We start from the raw sequence: 16,156 nt of genomic DNA, 5'->3' as shown, positions 1-16,156 counted from the left end.
TTCAGTTACTTTCTTGGACCGGCTTTGAAAAGAAAAGTGGCTTTCTATACCTAAAAAAGTTCGATTCGTTATAGATCAAACTTTCTTCAGAGCTTCATCCAAATCGAAAAGAATATCGTCGATGTTTTCCAGACCGACGGAGAGACGAACAAAGTCCGGGGTCACACCTGCGGAAAGTTGTTCTTCGGCCGTTAGTTGTTGGTGAGTCGTAGAAGCCGGATGAATCGCGAGCGATTTCGCATCTCCCACGTTTGCGAGCAAGGAGAAGAGTTCCAGGTTATCGATAAACTTCTTCGCTTCCGCGACTCCGCCTTTGACGCCAAAACCTAAGATCGCGCCGAAAAGATCTCTCTTGTGATACTTTTTAGCAAGAGCGTAGTTCTTATCCGTTTTTAAACCTGGATAGTTGACCCAAGATACTTTCGGGTGTTTGCTTAGATACTCGGCGACGGCCAAAGCGTTTTCGGAATGTTTACGAAGTCTGAGAGGAAGGGTTTCCACACCTTGGATGATCTGCCAAGCGTTAAAAGGAGAAATCGCAGCTCCCGTATCTCTCAAACCTTGGACTCTTGCTTTGATGATATAGGCGATATTCACTCCACCGAACGGTTCGAATTTTCCGAAGACGTCCCAGAATTTCAGTCCGTGATAACTCGGATCGGGCTCGGTAAAATTCTTAAACTTCCCGTTGCCCCAATTGAACTTACCGGAATCGACGATGATACCGCCGATGGAAGTTCCATGACCGCCTAAAAATTTTGTAAGAGAATGGACAACGATGTCGGCCCCGTGTTCGATCGGATTTACCAAATAAGGAGAAGGAAGAGTGTTGTCTACGATGAAGGGAACTCCCGACTCGTGAGCGACTTTCGCAATCGCTTCCAGATCCAATGTGTCTAACTTTGGATTTCCGACGGTTTCGGCGTAGAACGCTCTCGTTTTGTCGTTCACTGCCTTTCTGAAATTTTCAGGATCGGAAGGATCCACAAAGTGAACCTTGATTCCCAATTTAGGAAATGTATAATGAAGAAGGTTGTAGGTTCCTCCGTAAAGAGAAGCGGAAGCTACGATCTCTTGACCGGTTTCTACGATATTCAAAAGCGCTAAAGTTTCGGCCGCTTGACCGGATGCGGTGGCAAGGGCGGCGACCCCACCTTCCAAAGCGGCTACTCTTTGTTCCAAAACGTCGGTCGTTGGATTCATCAATCTTGTATAGATATTGCCGAATTCTTGCAGGCCAAAGAGTCTGGCGGCGTGGTCCGTGTCTTTAAAGACATAGGAAGTCGTTTGATAGAGTGGAACGGCTCTGGAAGTTGTCGTTGGATCGGGAGTCTGACCACCGTGAAGTGCGATTGTCTCAGGTTTATAATTTCTAGGCATGGAATCTAGTTCTCCTTTTTTCGAATCTTGGAATCGATACAGAATAAGTCAAGCAAAAATCCGTTATATTGGACTAAAAATCTGTTTACGCGGATGGGTTTGGCAAAAAATTTCCATTGCATTTTCTACGGATTCTGATTCCATTCTCTCTCCGATGCCCATTCACAGTGGAATTTCTGGAATTTCAGTGGTTGTACATTCAGAAAGTGGCCTCGTCCAAACCGATAATCGTGTGAGACCCTTGACGGAGAGAATTGAACGAAGGTTTCCTTTTCGAAACTTCGTTGGTTTAAACTGATCCAAATTATGATCAAACGTTCGAAATACTTCCTTTACTTCCTTTTTTTATTCTTGGTAACAGTTTCCGGAATTTTTGCCCAGGGAACTCAACTCTGGACCCCTCCGGGAAGGCAGTATATGCATCCTACGGATCCTTTTACCTACGATTTGGGGATCAATAAGTATGATAAGGATTATTATCTCTACGTTGCCCCGACTGCGAACTTCAACTTTGGAGGGGATTTTGGGGCTTCCCTTACGGTTCCTTTAAACTTTCTCCTCTATGACGTGGAACCGAAGCAGGAAAATTCGAAGATTGGGAAATTAAGAGCCTTTGATTACAATGAAAAAAGCGACTATCTCCGTTTGATCAATAATATCTGGTTTGGTCAGTTCGGAAAATATACTCCCGGAGAAATTACGTATTCCGCGTATTTGGGGAAGATGTTCGACGGTTATATTGGACACGGAACGATCGTAAATCGATACATCAATAACCAGAGATTGGACGTTTACAACGTCGGTCTGCAAGCGGATATGAACAGTGACTTTGGGGGAGTTCAGGTTTTTTCAAACTCGATCTATTCCCGAGAGGTCAGTTCTGCTCGAGTTTATATTCGCCCGTTTGCGGTAGGATTCAAACTTTATGATATTATTAGCGGAAGATCCAAAACCTTTGCGATGTTGACCGTAGGACAAGGAAACGTCGCGGACGAGGCGGGAAGGAAAAAAGTCTACGAAGAAGTGGGAGCGGAGGAAAAAGAATCCTATCGAGCCTTGATCGAAGACCAAAAGACCAAAGAAAAAAAAGAGGAAATGATTCCCGCCGATAAAAAGCCGGAAAAAAATCAGAATCTAAAAGAACTTTTTAACCAGGATAATTTTTCCAATCGATTTGCGATCGGTTATACAACCGCCTTTGATAACAAGGCCCCCACCGAGTTGAAGTTTGATACCACCGGAAAACTCAGAGTCGACGACAATGACAACCCGCTTGTAAAGTCGGTTGAAAAATTGACGATCAGCGGTTACGACTTCGAATACAAACTTCTGAGCGCGAAATACGTGGAGCTCACTCCGTATTACGACGTCAATAAGATCAAACAGATCGACGGCGCCCAGGGAACCCACTATGGTGCGGTTTTGCGTCTTGGCGGAAAAGACGTCTACGTTCAGATCAAACCCGAGTATCGGAATATGACCGCGAATTATATTCCTATGTATTTTGATAGTTTTTACGAATTGGAAAGATATCAGGGAAATTTACAAAATAATATCCCTCAGACAAAACTCGAAGCCGCGAAACTAAAGGATCCTGACGGACCAAAGGTGAAAGGATATTTTACAACGGTTCTTTTTAATTTTTATAAAATTGCGGTGGAGGGAAACTACGAAAACTATTCCGGACCCGATAACTCCAGGGTTTTTCTCGGGATTTATATTCCTCTTGGAACCTTAATTTTGGTGAACGGATATTATATGAAAAAAGGTTTTAACGAAAACAAAGAAGCCTTTATCTTGGACGATCGATCTCAAGGCGCCTTGGAACTTGCGGTCAATCTTGGATTTGCCGCGGTTCGTCTTCAAAATGTAAGAAAATGGGTCTATGACACGTCTTCCAATCAATACCTCGCTCAGGACGAGCAAAAGGTTTTGTTTTCGAGCAATCTAACTTTTTAAAAGAAGGATTTTTCTTCCAATCTTGAGAGTAAAAAAGCGACTGCGGTTTCAGTTCTCAGGACTCGACTGGAAACGGTGACACTTTCAAATCCGTTGTCCTTCCAAAAGCCGATCTCTTTTTTTACAAAACCGCTTTCAGGTCCGAGCGCTACCAAAATTCTATTTTCTGAATATTCTAAATTTTTGTTATGCAATTCTTCGAAAATTCGAGTGATCGATTTTCCCTTTCTGTCCAATACAAATCGAAAGGTAAAATCCAGATCCTTTGTTTTTTCAAAAAGTACCGTTTCCGGGCGATTTTCAAAATCCGATTCGATTTTGGGTAAAAAAATATTCTTACCTTGTTCCATTCCTTCCAGAAGTTCTTTTTCGATTTCTTCCGGTTTCCAAACGGGGGAGGTGAGATAATCCTTTCGAGAATTTTTTGCGAGAAAAAATCGAATGGAGGCCACACCCCAGGTTCCTGAAAGTTCGAGAATCTTTCTTACCGTCGGAGGACGATTGACCGCGAGCAAAAGATGGACCTCCGGAAAACGGCGTTTTGGGTTTAGAATCGGTCTGTAAGATCCTACGATTTCCTTTGGACCCAGTGTTTCGATCCGCAATTGTCCGAGGTTTTTGTCGACGATTCCCGCTCTAAGCCGATCTCCGATTTGTTTTTTTAAAATTTCGGATATATGTTTGATCTTGATCGGATCGAGAATTCGAAAACGGTCGGAGTTTCCGATTCTCCATTCTTCTTTGCAGATCAGCAGGTTCACTTTTGCAAAACAAGAATTAGATTTGAAATTTGGGATTTGGTTCCGATTCGTTGGGCGGATTTGGAACTGAAGGTTCCGGAGGAGTCGATTCTTGCGGTTCTTGAGAAGAATTTGGAACGGGACTCGAGTTTTGAGAATCGGTAATCGGTGAAAAAAAGCAGGTCCGAACGATTCCGATGGCAAGAAGAATCAGAAGCAGATTTCTTGCAAAACGTTTTCCCGGGGTTTGTCCCAAACTTCCCAAGTCTTGAAATCTTGTTTTGAAACCGGAAAAGGAATTTTTTAAATTCTCCCAGAATGTTTCGAGAGAAGTTTTACGATAAGGACTGTTTGGTTTTGAGTCCGTTTCAAAATATCCGGCCGTGTATTGACGAGTGGAATCCGGATCGAATAAAAATGATTCATAGCACCGCGGACACCGGACGGTCAGTTTTCCCAAATCAATGGGAATCCTGAGTTCCGTCTGGCATCGGGGACAGGGGAGAATGTAACGCACTTTTTAGTAGCGGAGAGATTCCTTTAGAGCGTCTACGTTCTCTTTGTAATTTTCGTTTCCTAACTGATCGTTATAATCGAAAATTTTAGTAAAGAGTCTATCAAACTGATCCAAGTGTTTGATATAAAATTCTTTTTTGAAAGAGTTACGGATCGGGTGAGTTTTTGTGTTTTCCACACCGGCAAGAATGTATTTTCCAACACCTTTTTCACCGGGAGTTTCAGGACGACCGTATTCCGGATATCCGTCTTTTTGGAAGAAAATTTCCACCTTATCGTTGTGAGCCGGTTGTGTGTTCGGTCCTCTGTCGATAACTTCGGAAATGATCTTGTCTTCCAAAATCATGTTGTTTTTATAAATTTTGGATTTGAGTCGGTTGATGTTTCTTGGAGCTTCCGTTCTAGGTTCAGGATCGTTGCTGTTCTGACCTTCGAAGTAGATTTCCATGTATTTTGCGAGGGATCCTTGAACTACCTTGTTCAAACCTCTTTCTTCGTCGCGGATAAAATCGTAAACTTCCACTCGAATACAGTTGTTTGCCGGATCTTCTTGGTTGAGAGCCGGAGTACACTCGTCGTTGTTTGCTTTCCCTTTAAAAAGAACCGTTCTAAAAGGAAGAACCCGAACTTTCATTTTCATGAGAACCGTATGACGTGTGAGTCTTTGGTTGAGTTCGAATACTTTCTCATCCAGTTTCTTTTCCGTATCGAGAATGGATGCGCCCAATTGCGCGTCCGACGGTGATTTCTGTTCTGCGTTGGAATTTTGCTGAGAAAATACCGCAGTTGAAATTGCTACGAGAACCACTAAAAATAACTTTTGAAGTTTCATTTCCCCTTGTCCTTAGTGAAGCGGATATTTGAATTCTCTAATTAGTTTTTGCCTAATTATAGAACCCTATGTGTATTATCGGAATAATAGACTCCGGATTGAATGAAGGAACCACTTTTTATTGAAAAATCAGCGATTATTTCGAAGAAACGGAGCTAGTTTCCAAATACAGTTCATACGGTGGTGGGACCGGATTCAATCCTTTTTCAATCAGGTAAGAAGCCCATTTTCTTTCCACGAGATCACAGAAATCACGGATCGTTCTTCCGGAATGTCCTTTGAGTCCTTTGGCGACCTCGATTCTTTCCGTTTCCGTCAGATGAATCGCATATGTCTCCAGAACCTTGGATCTTTCGTCCGCGTCGGGTAACGGAAAGTAGATGGATCTGTCAAATCGAGAGAGAAGGGCGTGATCGAGATCCTGTTTTCGATTGGTGGCTCCGATCGTTATGGAATTTCTCTGACTGCTAAATCCGTCGATCTTTCGTAAAAGGACTGAAAGAATTTTCCGAGTCGCTTCAAACATTCCTTCTTCCCGACTTCCCGCCAAAGAATCGATTTCATCCAAAAAGATCAAACAGGCAGGAAAGAGGGCGGCGGCGTCAAAGACATAGGCCATGTTCTGAGCGCTTTCTCCGTAGTATTTGCTCATGATGGATTCCACCGGGACGTAAATGAGAGGAAGTCCTGTCATACAAGAGACAACCCTCGCCATCGTAGTTTTTCCTACGCCGGGATCTCCTTCAAAAAGAACCGCTCTTGGACGGATATCGGTCGGAAACTTTCGGGTGAGTTTGGAAACTTCCGAAAGAAGATTCGGATTTTTGAGAGGAAGAATGATGGATTCTAAGATCTGTTGTTTGACACCTTCATATCCGGCGACGTGTTCAAAGGTGAGGGCTTTTCCTTTTTTTTCGGCGTCGATCGGATCAAAAACTTCCACACCTAGGGCGGCCAGCAATTCTTCGGGCTTTGCGGTTTCCGCGTTGTTTCCGGATTTTAAGAATTTGAAAAGGGAAAGCGTCGCGAAAAGTTCTTCTCTTGTGAAATCTCCCTTTTTCGTGATTTCGACTCGATTTTTTGTCCTTCCGGAGTAGAATCGAAAGCGGATCGTATCCAGGAGGTTTTTGGTTTCAAACAGATTTTCGTTCAGCGCCTGAATACAATAATAACCCGGTTCAAAGGTGTGAATTCTTAGATTCTCGATATGATTTTTTAGAATCTGAAGACAATCCAAAAGGGCGGACTTGGAAATGGAAGACACCTGAAATTCGATCTTGAGATCCTTTTTTTCGGAAGACACGACGGGCAGGTCCGTGCTCGAAAATCCGAGCGCGGTCAGTTCTCCGTGAAGAAACGTTTTTGTTTTTGTAAAATCCACTTCGGAAAAAATCGGATCTCCGGAAGAAGCGTCGGGTGTAAAAGAGGAACTCAATCGAATAATACCTCGTAAGAATCTGAAAATACTCTTGTAGGAATCTTGGATTCTGTCGATTTCTTTACTATCGGATTCGGTTAGGAGAAGGAAAAATGGGAGAAGGGTCACTCTCGCAGGAAGACATAGACGCGCTTTTAACGGGCGGCGGGGGAGATGCACCGGCCGGAGGCGGCGGCAGCGGGTCCGATTTTAATCTAAGCGGAGAATTGGATTCTCTCTTAGGCGGCGGAGGAAGCGGTGGCGGCGACGCTTTTGGCGGCGGTGGCGGATCGGATTCTCCTTCGTTTGCGGATATTTCGGCGGCTCTTGGACCTTCGGCGGCTCCGACCTCGGCTCCAAGACCATCCAGTCGTCAAACTTCACCCTCTCAATCCACAAATTTAAACTTGCTCATGGACGTAAATCTCGCTCTGACCGTGGAGCTGGGAAGAACCAACATGTATATCAAGGACGTAAACGGACTGAACGAAGGAACCGTCGTGGAACTCGACAAGAACGTCGGAGAGGACTTGGATATTCTTGCAAACGGTCGTTTGGTGGGCCGCGGAAAACTGGTAGCGATGGACGATTTTTACGGGATTCAGATCACCGAGATCGTGGATCAAAGTAGAAGATTATAATTTTAGAATATTCGTAGATTCGAATTTTCTGTTGGAATCAAAAACCCGGCTCGCGTTCGCCGGGTTTTTTTGTTTCCGATTTGTCTTTTTTGGAAACTTCGGAGTTTTGATTGTTTCTACAAAACAAGTCCTATTTAGACTTGTAAGACGCTGAAATCCGAATCCGAGTAGGATTTCGGATTTCAATCCTGCTCTTTTGCGGACGATTTCAAAAATTCTTATCCCTTGGTCGAATCCATCGTTCCTAAGACCGATTTCAGGATGGAACGGAAATTTGTGAGATTCATCGGAAGAACGATTTCGGTTTTTTTACCGGAGATCTTTTCAAATTCTTTGATGAACTTCTGACCGATTCTGAGTTTGACCGCGTCCTTTCCACCTTTGGAGTTGATCGACTGAGCGAGGAGTTCGATTCCTTTTGCGGTCGCGATGGCAATGGCTTCCACTTCTTTTGCAACCCCTTCGGCCTCGTTGATCCGTTTTTGTTTTTCCCCTTCGGACTTGTTGATCGCTTCTTCTTTGAAACCAAGAGATCGATTGATTCTCGCGTCTCTGTCCCCTTCGGAAAGGGAGATCTGGGCTTTTTTTGTGATCTGAGCTTTTTTCTCTTTTTCCATCGCTTCCAAAATCGACTTTGGCGGAGTGATATTTACGATTTCGTAACGGTTGACTTTGATTCCCCAGGATTCGGTCGCTAAGTCCAAAACCTCGAGAATCTTGCTGTTGATCGCGTCCCTTGTTTCAAAGGTTACGTCCAGATCCATCGTTCCGATGATCGCGCGCATCGTAGTCTGCGCAAGTTGAGAAGAAGCAAACTGATAGTCGTTGATTCCGTAACTCGCCTTGTGAGGATCCAAAACCTTCAGATAAAGAATTCCATCCATCTCGACTTTTACGTTGTCCTTTGTGATACAAGTTTGCGGAGGAACGTCGGTCGCCTGTTCTTTGAGAGTGTGGTAGTAGGCGTCTCTTTCGATAAAAGGCCAGAGAAGATGAAGACCCGCGTGTAAGGTTCTGCTGTATTTTCCGAATTTTTCCACGACGATACAATCCTGAGCGGAGACGATCCGGATCGAACGATAGAGTTTATAAGCAAAATAGATTCCGAATAGAGTCCAGAATATGGTTACGAAAGTGGTTTGTGCGGTTTGAAAAAACATCTTACTTCTCCTCCTTTCCCGCTTTGATCTCGGGAAGTTTGCCGGTCACTTTGGAAAGTCCTTCAAAAACGCCCGCAATGTTTGCGAGTTCCGCGGGAAGGATCGTAGTTTTGGATTCGCTCAAAATTGTTCCAAGTCCCGTGAGATAATCTTCGGTGATTTGAAGGTTTACCGCTTCGGAACCGCCTTCTCTCGAAATGGATTCCGCGATCATCTGAATTCCCTTTGCTTTGGCGGCGGCGATGACTTCGATTTCCAAAGCCTTTCCGTCGGCCTCGTTGATCTTTTTCATCTTTTCCCCTTCGGAAACGTTGATCGCTTCCTCTCTTTCTCCGACCGAACGATTGATCCTAGAAAGTTTTTCTCCCTCCGAGATCGTGATCTCGGCCCGTTTTACACGTTCGGCCTTTACCTGTTCTTCCATTTCATGAAGAATTTCCTTTGGAGGAGAAATGTTCTTGATTTCGTAACGAGTGACCTTGATTCCCCAGGGATCGGTGGCTTCGTCCAAAGCGCGCACAACGTGCGAATTGATGTCGTCCCTTTCCGCAAAGGTCTGATCGAGGATGAGTTTTCCGATTTCGGAGCGCAGAGTAGTTTGTGCGAGTTGTTGTGTCGCGAGCATAAAGTTTTCGATCGCATAGGAAGCCTTATACGGATCCACAACTTTTAGGTAGAGAATTCCGTCCACGGCAATGGACACGTTGTCCTTTGTGATACACATTTGGGGAGGAATATCGATCGCTATCTCTTTTAGATTTTGTCTGTATTTTACGATTTCGATGATCGGCCAAAGAAAGTGAAATCCGGCTTCCAAAGCTCCTTTGAAAACTCCGACTCTTTCCACGACGAAACAGTACTGTTGCGGGACGATGATAAACGTCTTCCGAATCAGATAGATCAACGCAATGAAGAGTAACGTGAAAATAAATCCTGCGGACATAAATTCTCCTTTTAATCTTTTGATTTTAAATTTATTCTTCGGGGAGTTCCAAGGGTTCCACGAGAAATGTAAGATTGTCTCTGCTCAAAATCCTGGCTTGGCTTCCTTTCGGAATCCGGGTCTTCTTGGAGACGGCATCCCATTCTACACCTTGGAACATGACCCTTCCTCCTTTTCTTTCCACGAGGACGTCTTTGACAACCGGAACCAGTCTTCCGATCTGATCGTTTGCGGGAACCGCGTGTTCGGACTGAGCCGGAAAGATCTTTCGGATGGTCTGGCTTCCGACATAGATAAGGCCGGTAGAAAGGGAAGCCCAGATTCCCAGTTGCCAACCGAGGCCGAAGTCAAAGAAATACACGAGGATTCCCGTAAGAATTCCCGCAGTACCTAAAAAGGCAACGAAGGTTCCCGGGATAAAAAATTCGGCAAGAATCAAAAAGATTCCGCCGCCGACCCAGAGGGTCACGGGTAGATTGGAAAGAAAATCAGGCATGAAAGACGCATTCTCCCGAGTGGAACAGATTCGTAAATTTTTTTCAGAGTTCAATCCGTTTTTTCTATTTTAAAAAAAAGGGAAGAGATCGAAATGATCCAAGGTAAACCCGTATGAAAAAGAGAATTTTGCTCGTTTTGATAACCGCAGTCGTATTGCTTCAATTTCTCCCTCTGAGCGTTCCAAGTGGAAAGAATGAGAATGAAATTCAAACCGTCGACGAAGTCAAAAAAATATTGAAGAAATCTTGTTACGATTGTCATTCCGATCTTACGGTTTGGCCCTGGTATACAAAAGTATTTCCGATCAACGTCTATCTCTATCACCACGTGGAAGAAGGAAAAGCCGAGTTGAATTTTTCGGAATGGGAAACCCTGAGCAAAAAAGAAAAGGCCAAAAAAGGGGACGAAATCCTGGAAGCGCTCGAAGAAGGAGAAATGCCTCTCGGAGATTACGTTCTTCTTCATCCAAACTCAAAAATATCCAAGGAAGAATTGGAAATCCTCAAAAACTGGATTCAGGGTTTGGAAGAAGACTTCCAGAAAGAACCGTAAAAAATAAACTGACTAAGTTCTTATGACTCAAAAAGAAAAAAAACTCTGGGGCGGAAGGTTCCAAGAAAAAGCCTCTTCTATTTTGGAAAGAATCGGAGAATCCGTTTCCTTCGATCACAAACTCTACAAAGAAGACATCCAGGGAAGTATCGCTCACGCGAGAATGCTCCAAAAGATCGGAATTTTAAATAAAGAAGAATTAACACAAATCGAAACTTCTCTCGCGCAGATCCGTAACGAACTCGAAGAAGGAAAACTTGAATTCAAACCGGAACTCGAAGACATCCACATGCACATCGAGTCCCGTCTTACCGAACTGATCGGTGAAACCGGAAAAAAATTGCACACGGCCCGTTCCAGAAACGATCAGGTCACACAGGACGTAAGACTTTTTATTCTCAATCAAGGGACGGGAATTCTAAAATCGATCGTAAACCTGAGAACTTCCTTGTATGAAAAAGCGAAACTCAGTTTGGACGTGATCATTCCCGGATACACACATCTTCAAGTAGCGCAACCGATTCGTGCGTCTCAGTATTTGCTTTCTTGGTTCTGGGCTTTGGAAAGGGATCAGGAATTCATCCGTTATGCGTTACAGGCTTCGAGTGAATTGGCTCTCGGATCGGGAGCGATGGCCGGGGTCAACTATCCGACCGATCGCGAATTTTTAAAAAACGAATTGGGACTTTCCAAAATTTCCCATAACTCGATGGACGGGGTCGCAAGCCGGGATCATATTCTACAATTCTTATTTGCCGCGACCCAGTTGATGATCCACGCGTCTCGGATCTGCGAGGACATTATTCTTTATTCTTCTCAAGAATTTGGAATTCTAAAATTGCCGGATTCTTTGACGACGGGTTCTTCGATCATGCCTCAGAAAAAAAATCCGGATATCGCCGAACTCATCCGTGGAAAGTCGGGAAGGGTGATCGGAAATCTAAATCATCTTTTGGTGATGTTGAAAGGTCTTCCTTCCACATACAATCGGGATTTGCAGGAGGACAAACTCGCGCTTTTTGATTCGATCGAAACCGTTCAGATCAGTTTGGAGGGAATCCAAGCTATGATCGAAGGTTGGGTCTGGGTTCCGGAACGAGCCGAGGCTTCTTTGAAAAACGGATTCGCGACCGCGACCGATCTCGCGGATTTTTTAGTAAACGAAAAGAAGATTCCGTTTCGCACCGCTCACGAACTCGTAGGAGCTTTGGTGGGAGTTTGTGTGGAACAAAAGAAAACTCTTTTTGATCTTTCCGAATCGGATCGAATTTCCGTTTCGCAACATTTCGCGGGAAAAGAATACGAAGACGCGGTTTCTCTTTCGCTTTCCGCCGATAAAAAGATTTCCTATGGAGGAACTTCCCGGAAAAGACAGGAAGAACAATTAAAAATTGCGCTGGAATCTTTGAAGGAAGCTGAAAAATGGCTGTTATGAGAAAATTTTCCGGGATCTTACTCCTACTTTGTTTTTTTTCCTGCAATCGAAATCCGTTTGCGGAATCGAGATACCAACCGGTTGCTTATTCGCCTTCTTCCGTTGTGGTTCCTAGGCCGGCTAACGCGGTCGTTCCTCTTCCGGAAAAACCCGCGATCTACGCGATCTTTCTAACAAATCAAGGAAATCTTGTGGTGGAACTTTTTGATCAGGACGCGCCAAAGACGGTTCAGAATTTTATCGATCTCGCGCAAGGCGAAAAAGAATTCACGACTCGATTCGGACAAAAGGTGAAAAAACCTTTTTACGACGGACTTACGTTTCACCGAGTGATCAAAGACTTTATGATCCAAGGAGGATGTCCGAGAGGAGACGGAACCGGCGGACCGGGGTATGAGTTCGACGACGAGATCAACGGGAAATCCCTCGGTTTGGACAAACTAAAAGCGGGAGAAGCGCCTTACTATCAATACCAATTGCAAAGAGCCGTTGCTAACGAACTCCAAATCAAAAGCAGAGAAGAAGCCGAATCCAAAAGGGAACAGATCGAAAAAGCCTTTGAGGACGCAAAAAAATTATCGGTCCTAGAAATTCTTTTTAGAACCGGATATAAATACAATGAAACTCTAAATTCTCATAGAGCCGTAAAGGGCGCGCTCGCTATGGCAAACGCAGGACCGAATACAAACGGTTCTCAATTTTTTATCAACCAAGTCGACACTCCGCATTTGGACGGTCTTCATACGGTATTCGGACAATTGATTTCCGGAAGCGAAGTCGTTGACAAGATTGTAAACGCGGGAAATTCAAAAACTACGATCCAAAAAGTTTTGATCGTGGATAAAAGAACGGCAGCGACCCCGACACCATGACGACCGAATCGGATAAGACCGGAATTTTTTTCGAGGTCGTGAAGGAGTTGGGGGCTTATACCTCCGGCTCCAGCACGAATCGTATTCTCGAAAAACTTTCCACCTTCTCGGTTCAAGAGTCCGAATGTAGGGTCGCAATCATGGAAACCAACGAAGGGAAAAATCTTCCGGATCGTTTGGTCGGAATCCTACGACTTTTTCGAATCGTTCATTTCAAAAGACAGGAAGTAAATTCGTATTACGAAACCGCGATGTCGAAATACGGAGTTATCAACTCTCTAACCGCAAAAAGAAGACCGACCGACGACGAGGCGAGGATCAAACAGGTTCTTACCGATTATATTCTAAAAATTGAATCTTATTTTGAAAAAAACGATATTTCCGACGAGGCTCTTATCAAGGAAATCAGCCGATTCTTAACCGAACTCGAATCCTTCCATTTGTTAAACGAAGACAACCTCGGTTCTCTCGTCCTCTCTGCAAAGGCGATTTCGCTCCTACAACCTCCGATGGAAAAGTTGATAGCCTGTTACAAGGACTATGATCAGGTGGAATCGATTCTAAAACGTCTGATTCGCATTGGAGAGATGATCATAGAGGACGCAAAAGCTCCGGGTTGATCTAAAAAGAGGGATTTTTTCGATACTTTTGGGAGAAACTGCCGAAAATAAACCAGAATGATCCGGATTCTCCTCGCCATCCTTTTAACTCCTTGGATCCTCCTGGCTTTTCCCAAAAGGGACGCCCGAGGTTCCGTTTCCGAAAATTATCTCAGACAACAGGGAATCATTTCCTTGGATCTAAAAAAGATTCATTTTCGGGAAACCGACCGGATTCCGGTCAAGATGTCCATCACAAACACAGGAAACGAGGTGGTTCGAATTTTTCCTTCGGGAAGAGATTTGGAATCGTATCGAATCCTGGTTCGCGACGAGGACGGAAATCAAATTCCGGAAAGAGACGAGGAAAGAAGAATCGATCCCGTATTAAAACGCAGAAACACGATCGAATCCCTGGAAGGAAAAGAAATCAAAGAAATTATCCTTCACAAAGACGAGGTTTTTTCCAAAGAAATCGATCTCAATTCCCGTTTTGATCTCGTTCCGGGAAAAAAATACTTTGTAACGGCGTATTTTCATCCGAATATCTCCGAGATGCCCGCTCTTTTTATCCGTTCTCGAAATCAGCCCTATTTCTTTTACGAGGAAAAACACAAGGAACCGGTCCTTTCCGCGATTCCCGAAAAAGATCCTACGGTGGACGGCCTGGAGCCGGAAGAGGTGATTCATCTTTTCCTAGGATCCGAGAAGAAAAAAAATTGGACCCATCATTTCAAGTGGATTTATTTTCCGGAATACATACAAGCTTATGATCAGTATTCGGAAGAATACAATCGATCGGAAGAATCCGAAAGAGACTTTCTTCTTGAGAATTTTAAAAAATATCTCACCGAGTCCAGAGCCGGACTTCTGAATTCTTATAGAATTCAGAGCGTAGAAAACGTTACTCCCAGTTTGGCGAAGGTTACGGTTTTTGTGGAAAGAAGACTGAATCGACTCCGTTCTAAATACGAATACACATACACTCTGAGAAGAGTTCCCGACGAACAGGGAGGCTTTTGGAAAGTGTCTAACTTAGTGGCGAAGGTAAAGAAATGACAGAGATTTTATCGCAGGATGAAATTGACGCGCTGCTCAGCGCCATCAGTTCGGGAGAAGTAAACGAGTCGGACTACGCCTCCGTTTCCGAACAAAAAAAAGTAAAGATCTACGACTTCAAACGTCCGGATAAGTTTTCAAAGGACCAGATTCGTACTCTACAGATGATGCACGAAACCTTTGCCCGTCTTGCGACGACCGGTCTTTCCGCTCAGCTTAGAGCCCTTGTTTCGGTGCACGTTGCATCGGTGGATCAGTTGACTTACGAAGAATTTATCCGTTCGATTCCAAACCCGACCACTCTTGCGGTCATCAACATGGACCCTCTTCGCGGTTCCGCGATCTTAGAGATCGATCCTTCGATTTCGTTTACGATCATCGATCGTCTGTTTGGCGGTAAGGGAGAACAGGCAAAGATTTCCAGAGAACTTTCGGAGATCGAGATGAGCGTTATGGAAGGGATCATCGTAAGAATTCTCGGAAACATGAGAGAATCTTGGTCTACGGTGATCGACTTAAGACCTCGTCTGGGAAACATCGAAACCAATCCTCAGTTTGCTCAGGTGGTTCCTCCCAACGACATGGTGGTTTTGATCACACTCGAAACCAAAATCGGGGAAGTGGAAGGGATGACCAACCTTTGTATCCCCTATATCACGATCGAACCGATCATCAATAAATTATCCGCGCAATACTGGTATTCTTCGATTCGAAAAGGGGAATTGGACGAGAACCGCGCGGTGATCCAGGAACGATTGGATCAAGTGGCGATTCCATTGATTGCGGAAGTCGGATCCGTGGACGTCTCGATCAACGATTTTATGAATCTTTCCGTGGGAGACGTGGTCAAACTCGAGAACACTTCCACAAGATCCGAGATGACGGTAAAGGTCGGGGAAAGAAAAAAATTCAAATGTCTTCCGGGCAGAGTGGGAAGCAGACTTGCGATTCAGATCGGAGATCGGGTCGAAGACATTCCGGACGAACTCTTAGGCTCGACAAGATCGGAACAAGAATACTGATTCCGAGTTTTTCTTTTTTTGAGAAGTCGAATGCCTCAAACGCGGTAGCTTTTCGAGAAGAAAATCCTTCGCGCAGTTCACAAGAGAAGTGAGCGTAGGCCGGAATGCCAAGCCGGTTTCCGATCGAGTTTGGGTGAGGAGAAGAATTTTTTCCAGAAGACGTTTTGTTGAAGAATGGGAAAATTTCAAAAAAATCTGTCCTTTCGCTTCTCAACAAAGGCTTTGGAAACAAAAAAGGCGGCCTTTAAGCCGCCTTTTGCATTTCTTCAAAAAAGAAAGTGTAGAATTACTTCTTCCACTGAATACATTCACCGGGGCATTCGTCCATTTCTTTTTGAACGGTCTTCCAGTCTTCTTCGGGAATCGCAGCGTTGTTGATGGACTCTCCGCCGATATGAGTTTCCGAAGTATCATTGTCATCCATCTGAAAGTATTTCGGAAGATTGTCCGCACATTGATTACAGGAAGTGCAGTTGTCCTTGTCTACATACGCAATTTTAGTCGCCATAGGCTTCGATTCTCCTGAGTTGG

General features: G+C 44.3%; 17 protein-coding genes. 8 read left to right on the top strand and 9 right to left on the bottom strand.

The window, feature by feature from the left end; all coding sequences use genetic code 11:
* Nucleotides 1-75: 75 nt before the first annotated feature.
* Nucleotides 76-1,380, bottom strand: a complete 1,305-nt coding sequence (locus tag JWG44_RS16605) for an O-acetylhomoserine aminocarboxypropyltransferase/cysteine synthase family protein (protein WP_205276114.1) — start codon at nt 1,378-1,380, stop codon at nt 76-78.
* Nucleotides 1,381-1,686: 306 nt separating this feature from the next.
* Between JWG44_RS16605 and impL63 the strand changes: the two genes are divergently transcribed.
* Nucleotides 1,687-3,339, top strand: coding sequence for a cytoplasmic membrane protein ImpL63 (gene impL63 / locus JWG44_RS16600; RefSeq protein ID WP_205276113.1), 1,653 nt, complete (start codon nt 1,687-1,689; stop codon nt 3,337-3,339).
* Here impL63 and JWG44_RS16595 read toward each other — a convergent pair.
* From JWG44_RS16595 to JWG44_RS16580, 4 genes are all read right to left on the bottom strand, one after another.
* On the bottom strand, nt 3,336-4,100 hold the full coding sequence (locus JWG44_RS16595) for a 16S rRNA (uracil(1498)-N(3))-methyltransferase (RefSeq protein ID WP_205276112.1): 765 nt from the start codon (nt 4,098-4,100) through the stop codon (nt 3,336-3,338). The two genes, impL63 and JWG44_RS16595, sit on opposite strands and share 4 nt — an antisense overlap.
* Nucleotides 4,101-4,116: 16 nt before the next feature.
* Complete coding sequence (locus tag JWG44_RS16590; protein WP_205276111.1) at nt 4,117-4,539, bottom strand: hypothetical protein; 423 nt, start codon at nt 4,537-4,539, stop codon at nt 4,117-4,119.
* A gap of 60 nt (nt 4,540-4,599) precedes the next feature.
* Complete coding sequence (gene fcpB / locus JWG44_RS16585) at nt 4,600-5,427, bottom strand: flagellar-coiling protein FcpB (RefSeq protein ID WP_205276110.1); 828 nt, start codon at nt 5,425-5,427, stop codon at nt 4,600-4,602.
* A 136-nt stretch (nt 5,428-5,563) separates the two neighbouring features.
* Complete coding sequence (locus JWG44_RS16580; RefSeq protein ID WP_205276109.1) at nt 5,564-6,862, bottom strand: AAA family ATPase; 1,299 nt, start codon at nt 6,860-6,862, stop codon at nt 5,564-5,566.
* Between the two features lie 95 nt (nt 6,863-6,957).
* Between JWG44_RS16580 and fliN the strand changes: the two genes are divergently transcribed.
* Nucleotides 6,958-7,485 carry a flagellar motor switch protein FliN gene (gene fliN / locus JWG44_RS16575; RefSeq protein ID WP_205276108.1) on the top strand — a complete coding sequence of 176 codons (528 nt, stop codon included), beginning with the start codon at nt 6,958-6,960 and terminating at the stop codon, nt 7,483-7,485.
* A 218-nt stretch (nt 7,486-7,703) separates the two neighbouring features.
* Here the strand turns inward: fliN and JWG44_RS16570 are convergent, their stop codons facing one another.
* From JWG44_RS16570 to JWG44_RS16560, 3 genes are read right to left on the bottom strand one after another with little or no spacing between them, the layout of a single operon-like run.
* Nucleotides 7,704-8,645 carry an SPFH domain-containing protein gene (locus tag JWG44_RS16570; RefSeq protein ID WP_205276107.1) on the bottom strand — a complete coding sequence of 314 codons (942 nt, stop codon included), beginning with the start codon at nt 8,643-8,645 and terminating at the stop codon, nt 7,704-7,706.
* Nucleotide 8,646: 1 nt separating this feature from the next.
* Nucleotides 8,647-9,588 carry an SPFH domain-containing protein gene (locus JWG44_RS16565; RefSeq protein WP_205276106.1) on the bottom strand — a complete coding sequence of 314 codons (942 nt, stop codon included), beginning with the start codon at nt 9,586-9,588 and terminating at the stop codon, nt 8,647-8,649.
* Nucleotides 9,589-9,619: 31 nt separating this feature from the next.
* Complete coding sequence (locus JWG44_RS16560; protein WP_205276105.1) at nt 9,620-10,084, bottom strand: NfeD family protein; 465 nt, start codon at nt 10,082-10,084, stop codon at nt 9,620-9,622.
* A 113-nt stretch (nt 10,085-10,197) separates the two neighbouring features.
* Here JWG44_RS16560 and JWG44_RS16555 point away from each other — a divergent pair, with 113 nt between their 5' ends.
* The 6 genes from JWG44_RS16555 to fliM are packed head-to-tail and all read left to right on the top strand — an operon-like array spanning nt 10,198 to nt 15,625.
* A complete protein-coding gene (locus JWG44_RS16555) occupies nt 10,198-10,638 on the top strand; it encodes a heme-binding domain-containing protein (protein WP_205276104.1) in 441 nt (146 codons plus the stop codon).
* A 22-nt stretch (nt 10,639-10,660) separates the two neighbouring features.
* On the top strand, nt 10,661-12,073 hold the full coding sequence (gene argH, locus JWG44_RS16550; RefSeq protein ID WP_205276103.1) for an argininosuccinate lyase: 1,413 nt from the start codon (nt 10,661-10,663) through the stop codon (nt 12,071-12,073).
* Nucleotides 12,070-12,945: a peptidylprolyl isomerase gene (locus JWG44_RS16545; RefSeq protein WP_205276102.1), complete on the top strand. Its 876-nt coding sequence runs from the start codon at nt 12,070-12,072 to the stop codon at nt 12,943-12,945. Before argH ends, JWG44_RS16545 begins: the two co-directional genes overlap by 4 nt.
* A complete protein-coding gene (locus JWG44_RS16540) occupies nt 12,942-13,565 on the top strand; it encodes a hypothetical protein (RefSeq protein ID WP_205276101.1) in 624 nt (207 codons plus the stop codon). Before JWG44_RS16545 ends, JWG44_RS16540 begins: the two co-directional genes overlap by 4 nt.
* Nucleotides 13,566-13,622: 57 nt before the next feature.
* The gene (locus JWG44_RS16535) at nt 13,623-14,603 is read left to right on the top strand and encodes a hypothetical protein (protein WP_205276100.1); all 981 of its coding nucleotides are present in this window, start codon (nt 13,623-13,625) and stop codon (nt 14,601-14,603) included.
* Nucleotides 14,600-15,625 (top strand): flagellar motor switch protein FliM, encoded by a 1,026-nt coding sequence (fliM, locus tag JWG44_RS16530; RefSeq protein ID WP_069607178.1) that lies wholly within the window; start codon nt 14,600-14,602, stop codon nt 15,623-15,625. Before JWG44_RS16535 ends, fliM begins: the two co-directional genes overlap by 4 nt.
* Nucleotides 15,626-15,911: 286 nt before the next feature.
* Here the strand turns inward: fliM and JWG44_RS16525 are convergent, their stop codons facing one another.
* The gene (locus JWG44_RS16525) at nt 15,912-16,133 is read right to left on the bottom strand and encodes a ferredoxin (protein WP_205276099.1); all 222 of its coding nucleotides are present in this window, start codon (nt 16,131-16,133) and stop codon (nt 15,912-15,914) included.
* Between the last annotated feature and the right edge of the window lie 23 nt (nt 16,134-16,156).

It is taken from the genome of Leptospira ainazelensis (genome assembly GCF_016918785.1).
GTDB lineage: Bacteria > Spirochaetota > Leptospiria > Leptospirales > Leptospiraceae > Leptospira > Leptospira ainazelensis.
This window is presented reverse-complemented; position numbering and strand designations above follow the sequence as displayed.

What these genes read in the sequence shown, in the direction of transcription:
- JWG44_RS16605 (WP_205276114.1), bottom strand. Translation starts at nt 1,380, where the DNA reads ATGCCTAGAAATTATAAACCTGAGACAATCGCACTTCACGGTGGTCAG.
- impL63 (WP_205276113.1), top strand. Translation starts at nt 1,687, where the DNA reads ATGATCAAACGTTCGAAATACTTCCTTTACTTCCTTTTTTTATTCTTG.
- fcpB (WP_205276110.1), bottom strand. Translation starts at nt 5,427, where the DNA reads ATGAAACTTCAAAAGTTATTTTTAGTGGTTCTCGTAGCAATTTCAACT.
- fliN (WP_205276108.1), top strand. Translation starts at nt 6,958, where the DNA reads ATGGGAGAAGGGTCACTCTCGCAGGAAGACATAGACGCGCTTTTAACG.
- JWG44_RS16570 (WP_205276107.1), bottom strand. Translation starts at nt 8,645, where the DNA reads ATGTTTTTTCAAACCGCACAAACCACTTTCGTAACCATATTCTGGACT.
- JWG44_RS16565 (WP_205276106.1), bottom strand. Translation starts at nt 9,588, where the DNA reads ATGTCCGCAGGATTTATTTTCACGTTACTCTTCATTGCGTTGATCTAT.
- JWG44_RS16560 (WP_205276105.1), bottom strand. Translation starts at nt 10,084, where the DNA reads ATGCCTGATTTTCTTTCCAATCTACCCGTGACCCTCTGGGTCGGCGGC.
- JWG44_RS16555 (WP_205276104.1), top strand. Translation starts at nt 10,198, where the DNA reads ATGAAAAAGAGAATTTTGCTCGTTTTGATAACCGCAGTCGTATTGCTT.
- argH (WP_205276103.1), top strand. Translation starts at nt 10,661, where the DNA reads ATGACTCAAAAAGAAAAAAAACTCTGGGGCGGAAGGTTCCAAGAAAAA.
- JWG44_RS16545 (WP_205276102.1), top strand. Translation starts at nt 12,070, where the DNA reads ATGAGAAAATTTTCCGGGATCTTACTCCTACTTTGTTTTTTTTCCTGC.
- JWG44_RS16540 (WP_205276101.1), top strand. Translation starts at nt 12,942, where the DNA reads ATGACGACCGAATCGGATAAGACCGGAATTTTTTTCGAGGTCGTGAAG.
- JWG44_RS16535 (WP_205276100.1), top strand. Translation starts at nt 13,623, where the DNA reads ATGATCCGGATTCTCCTCGCCATCCTTTTAACTCCTTGGATCCTCCTG.
- fliM (WP_069607178.1), top strand. Translation starts at nt 14,600, where the DNA reads ATGACAGAGATTTTATCGCAGGATGAAATTGACGCGCTGCTCAGCGCC.
- JWG44_RS16525 (WP_205276099.1), bottom strand. Translation starts at nt 16,133, where the DNA reads ATGGCGACTAAAATTGCGTATGTAGACAAGGACAACTGCACTTCCTGT.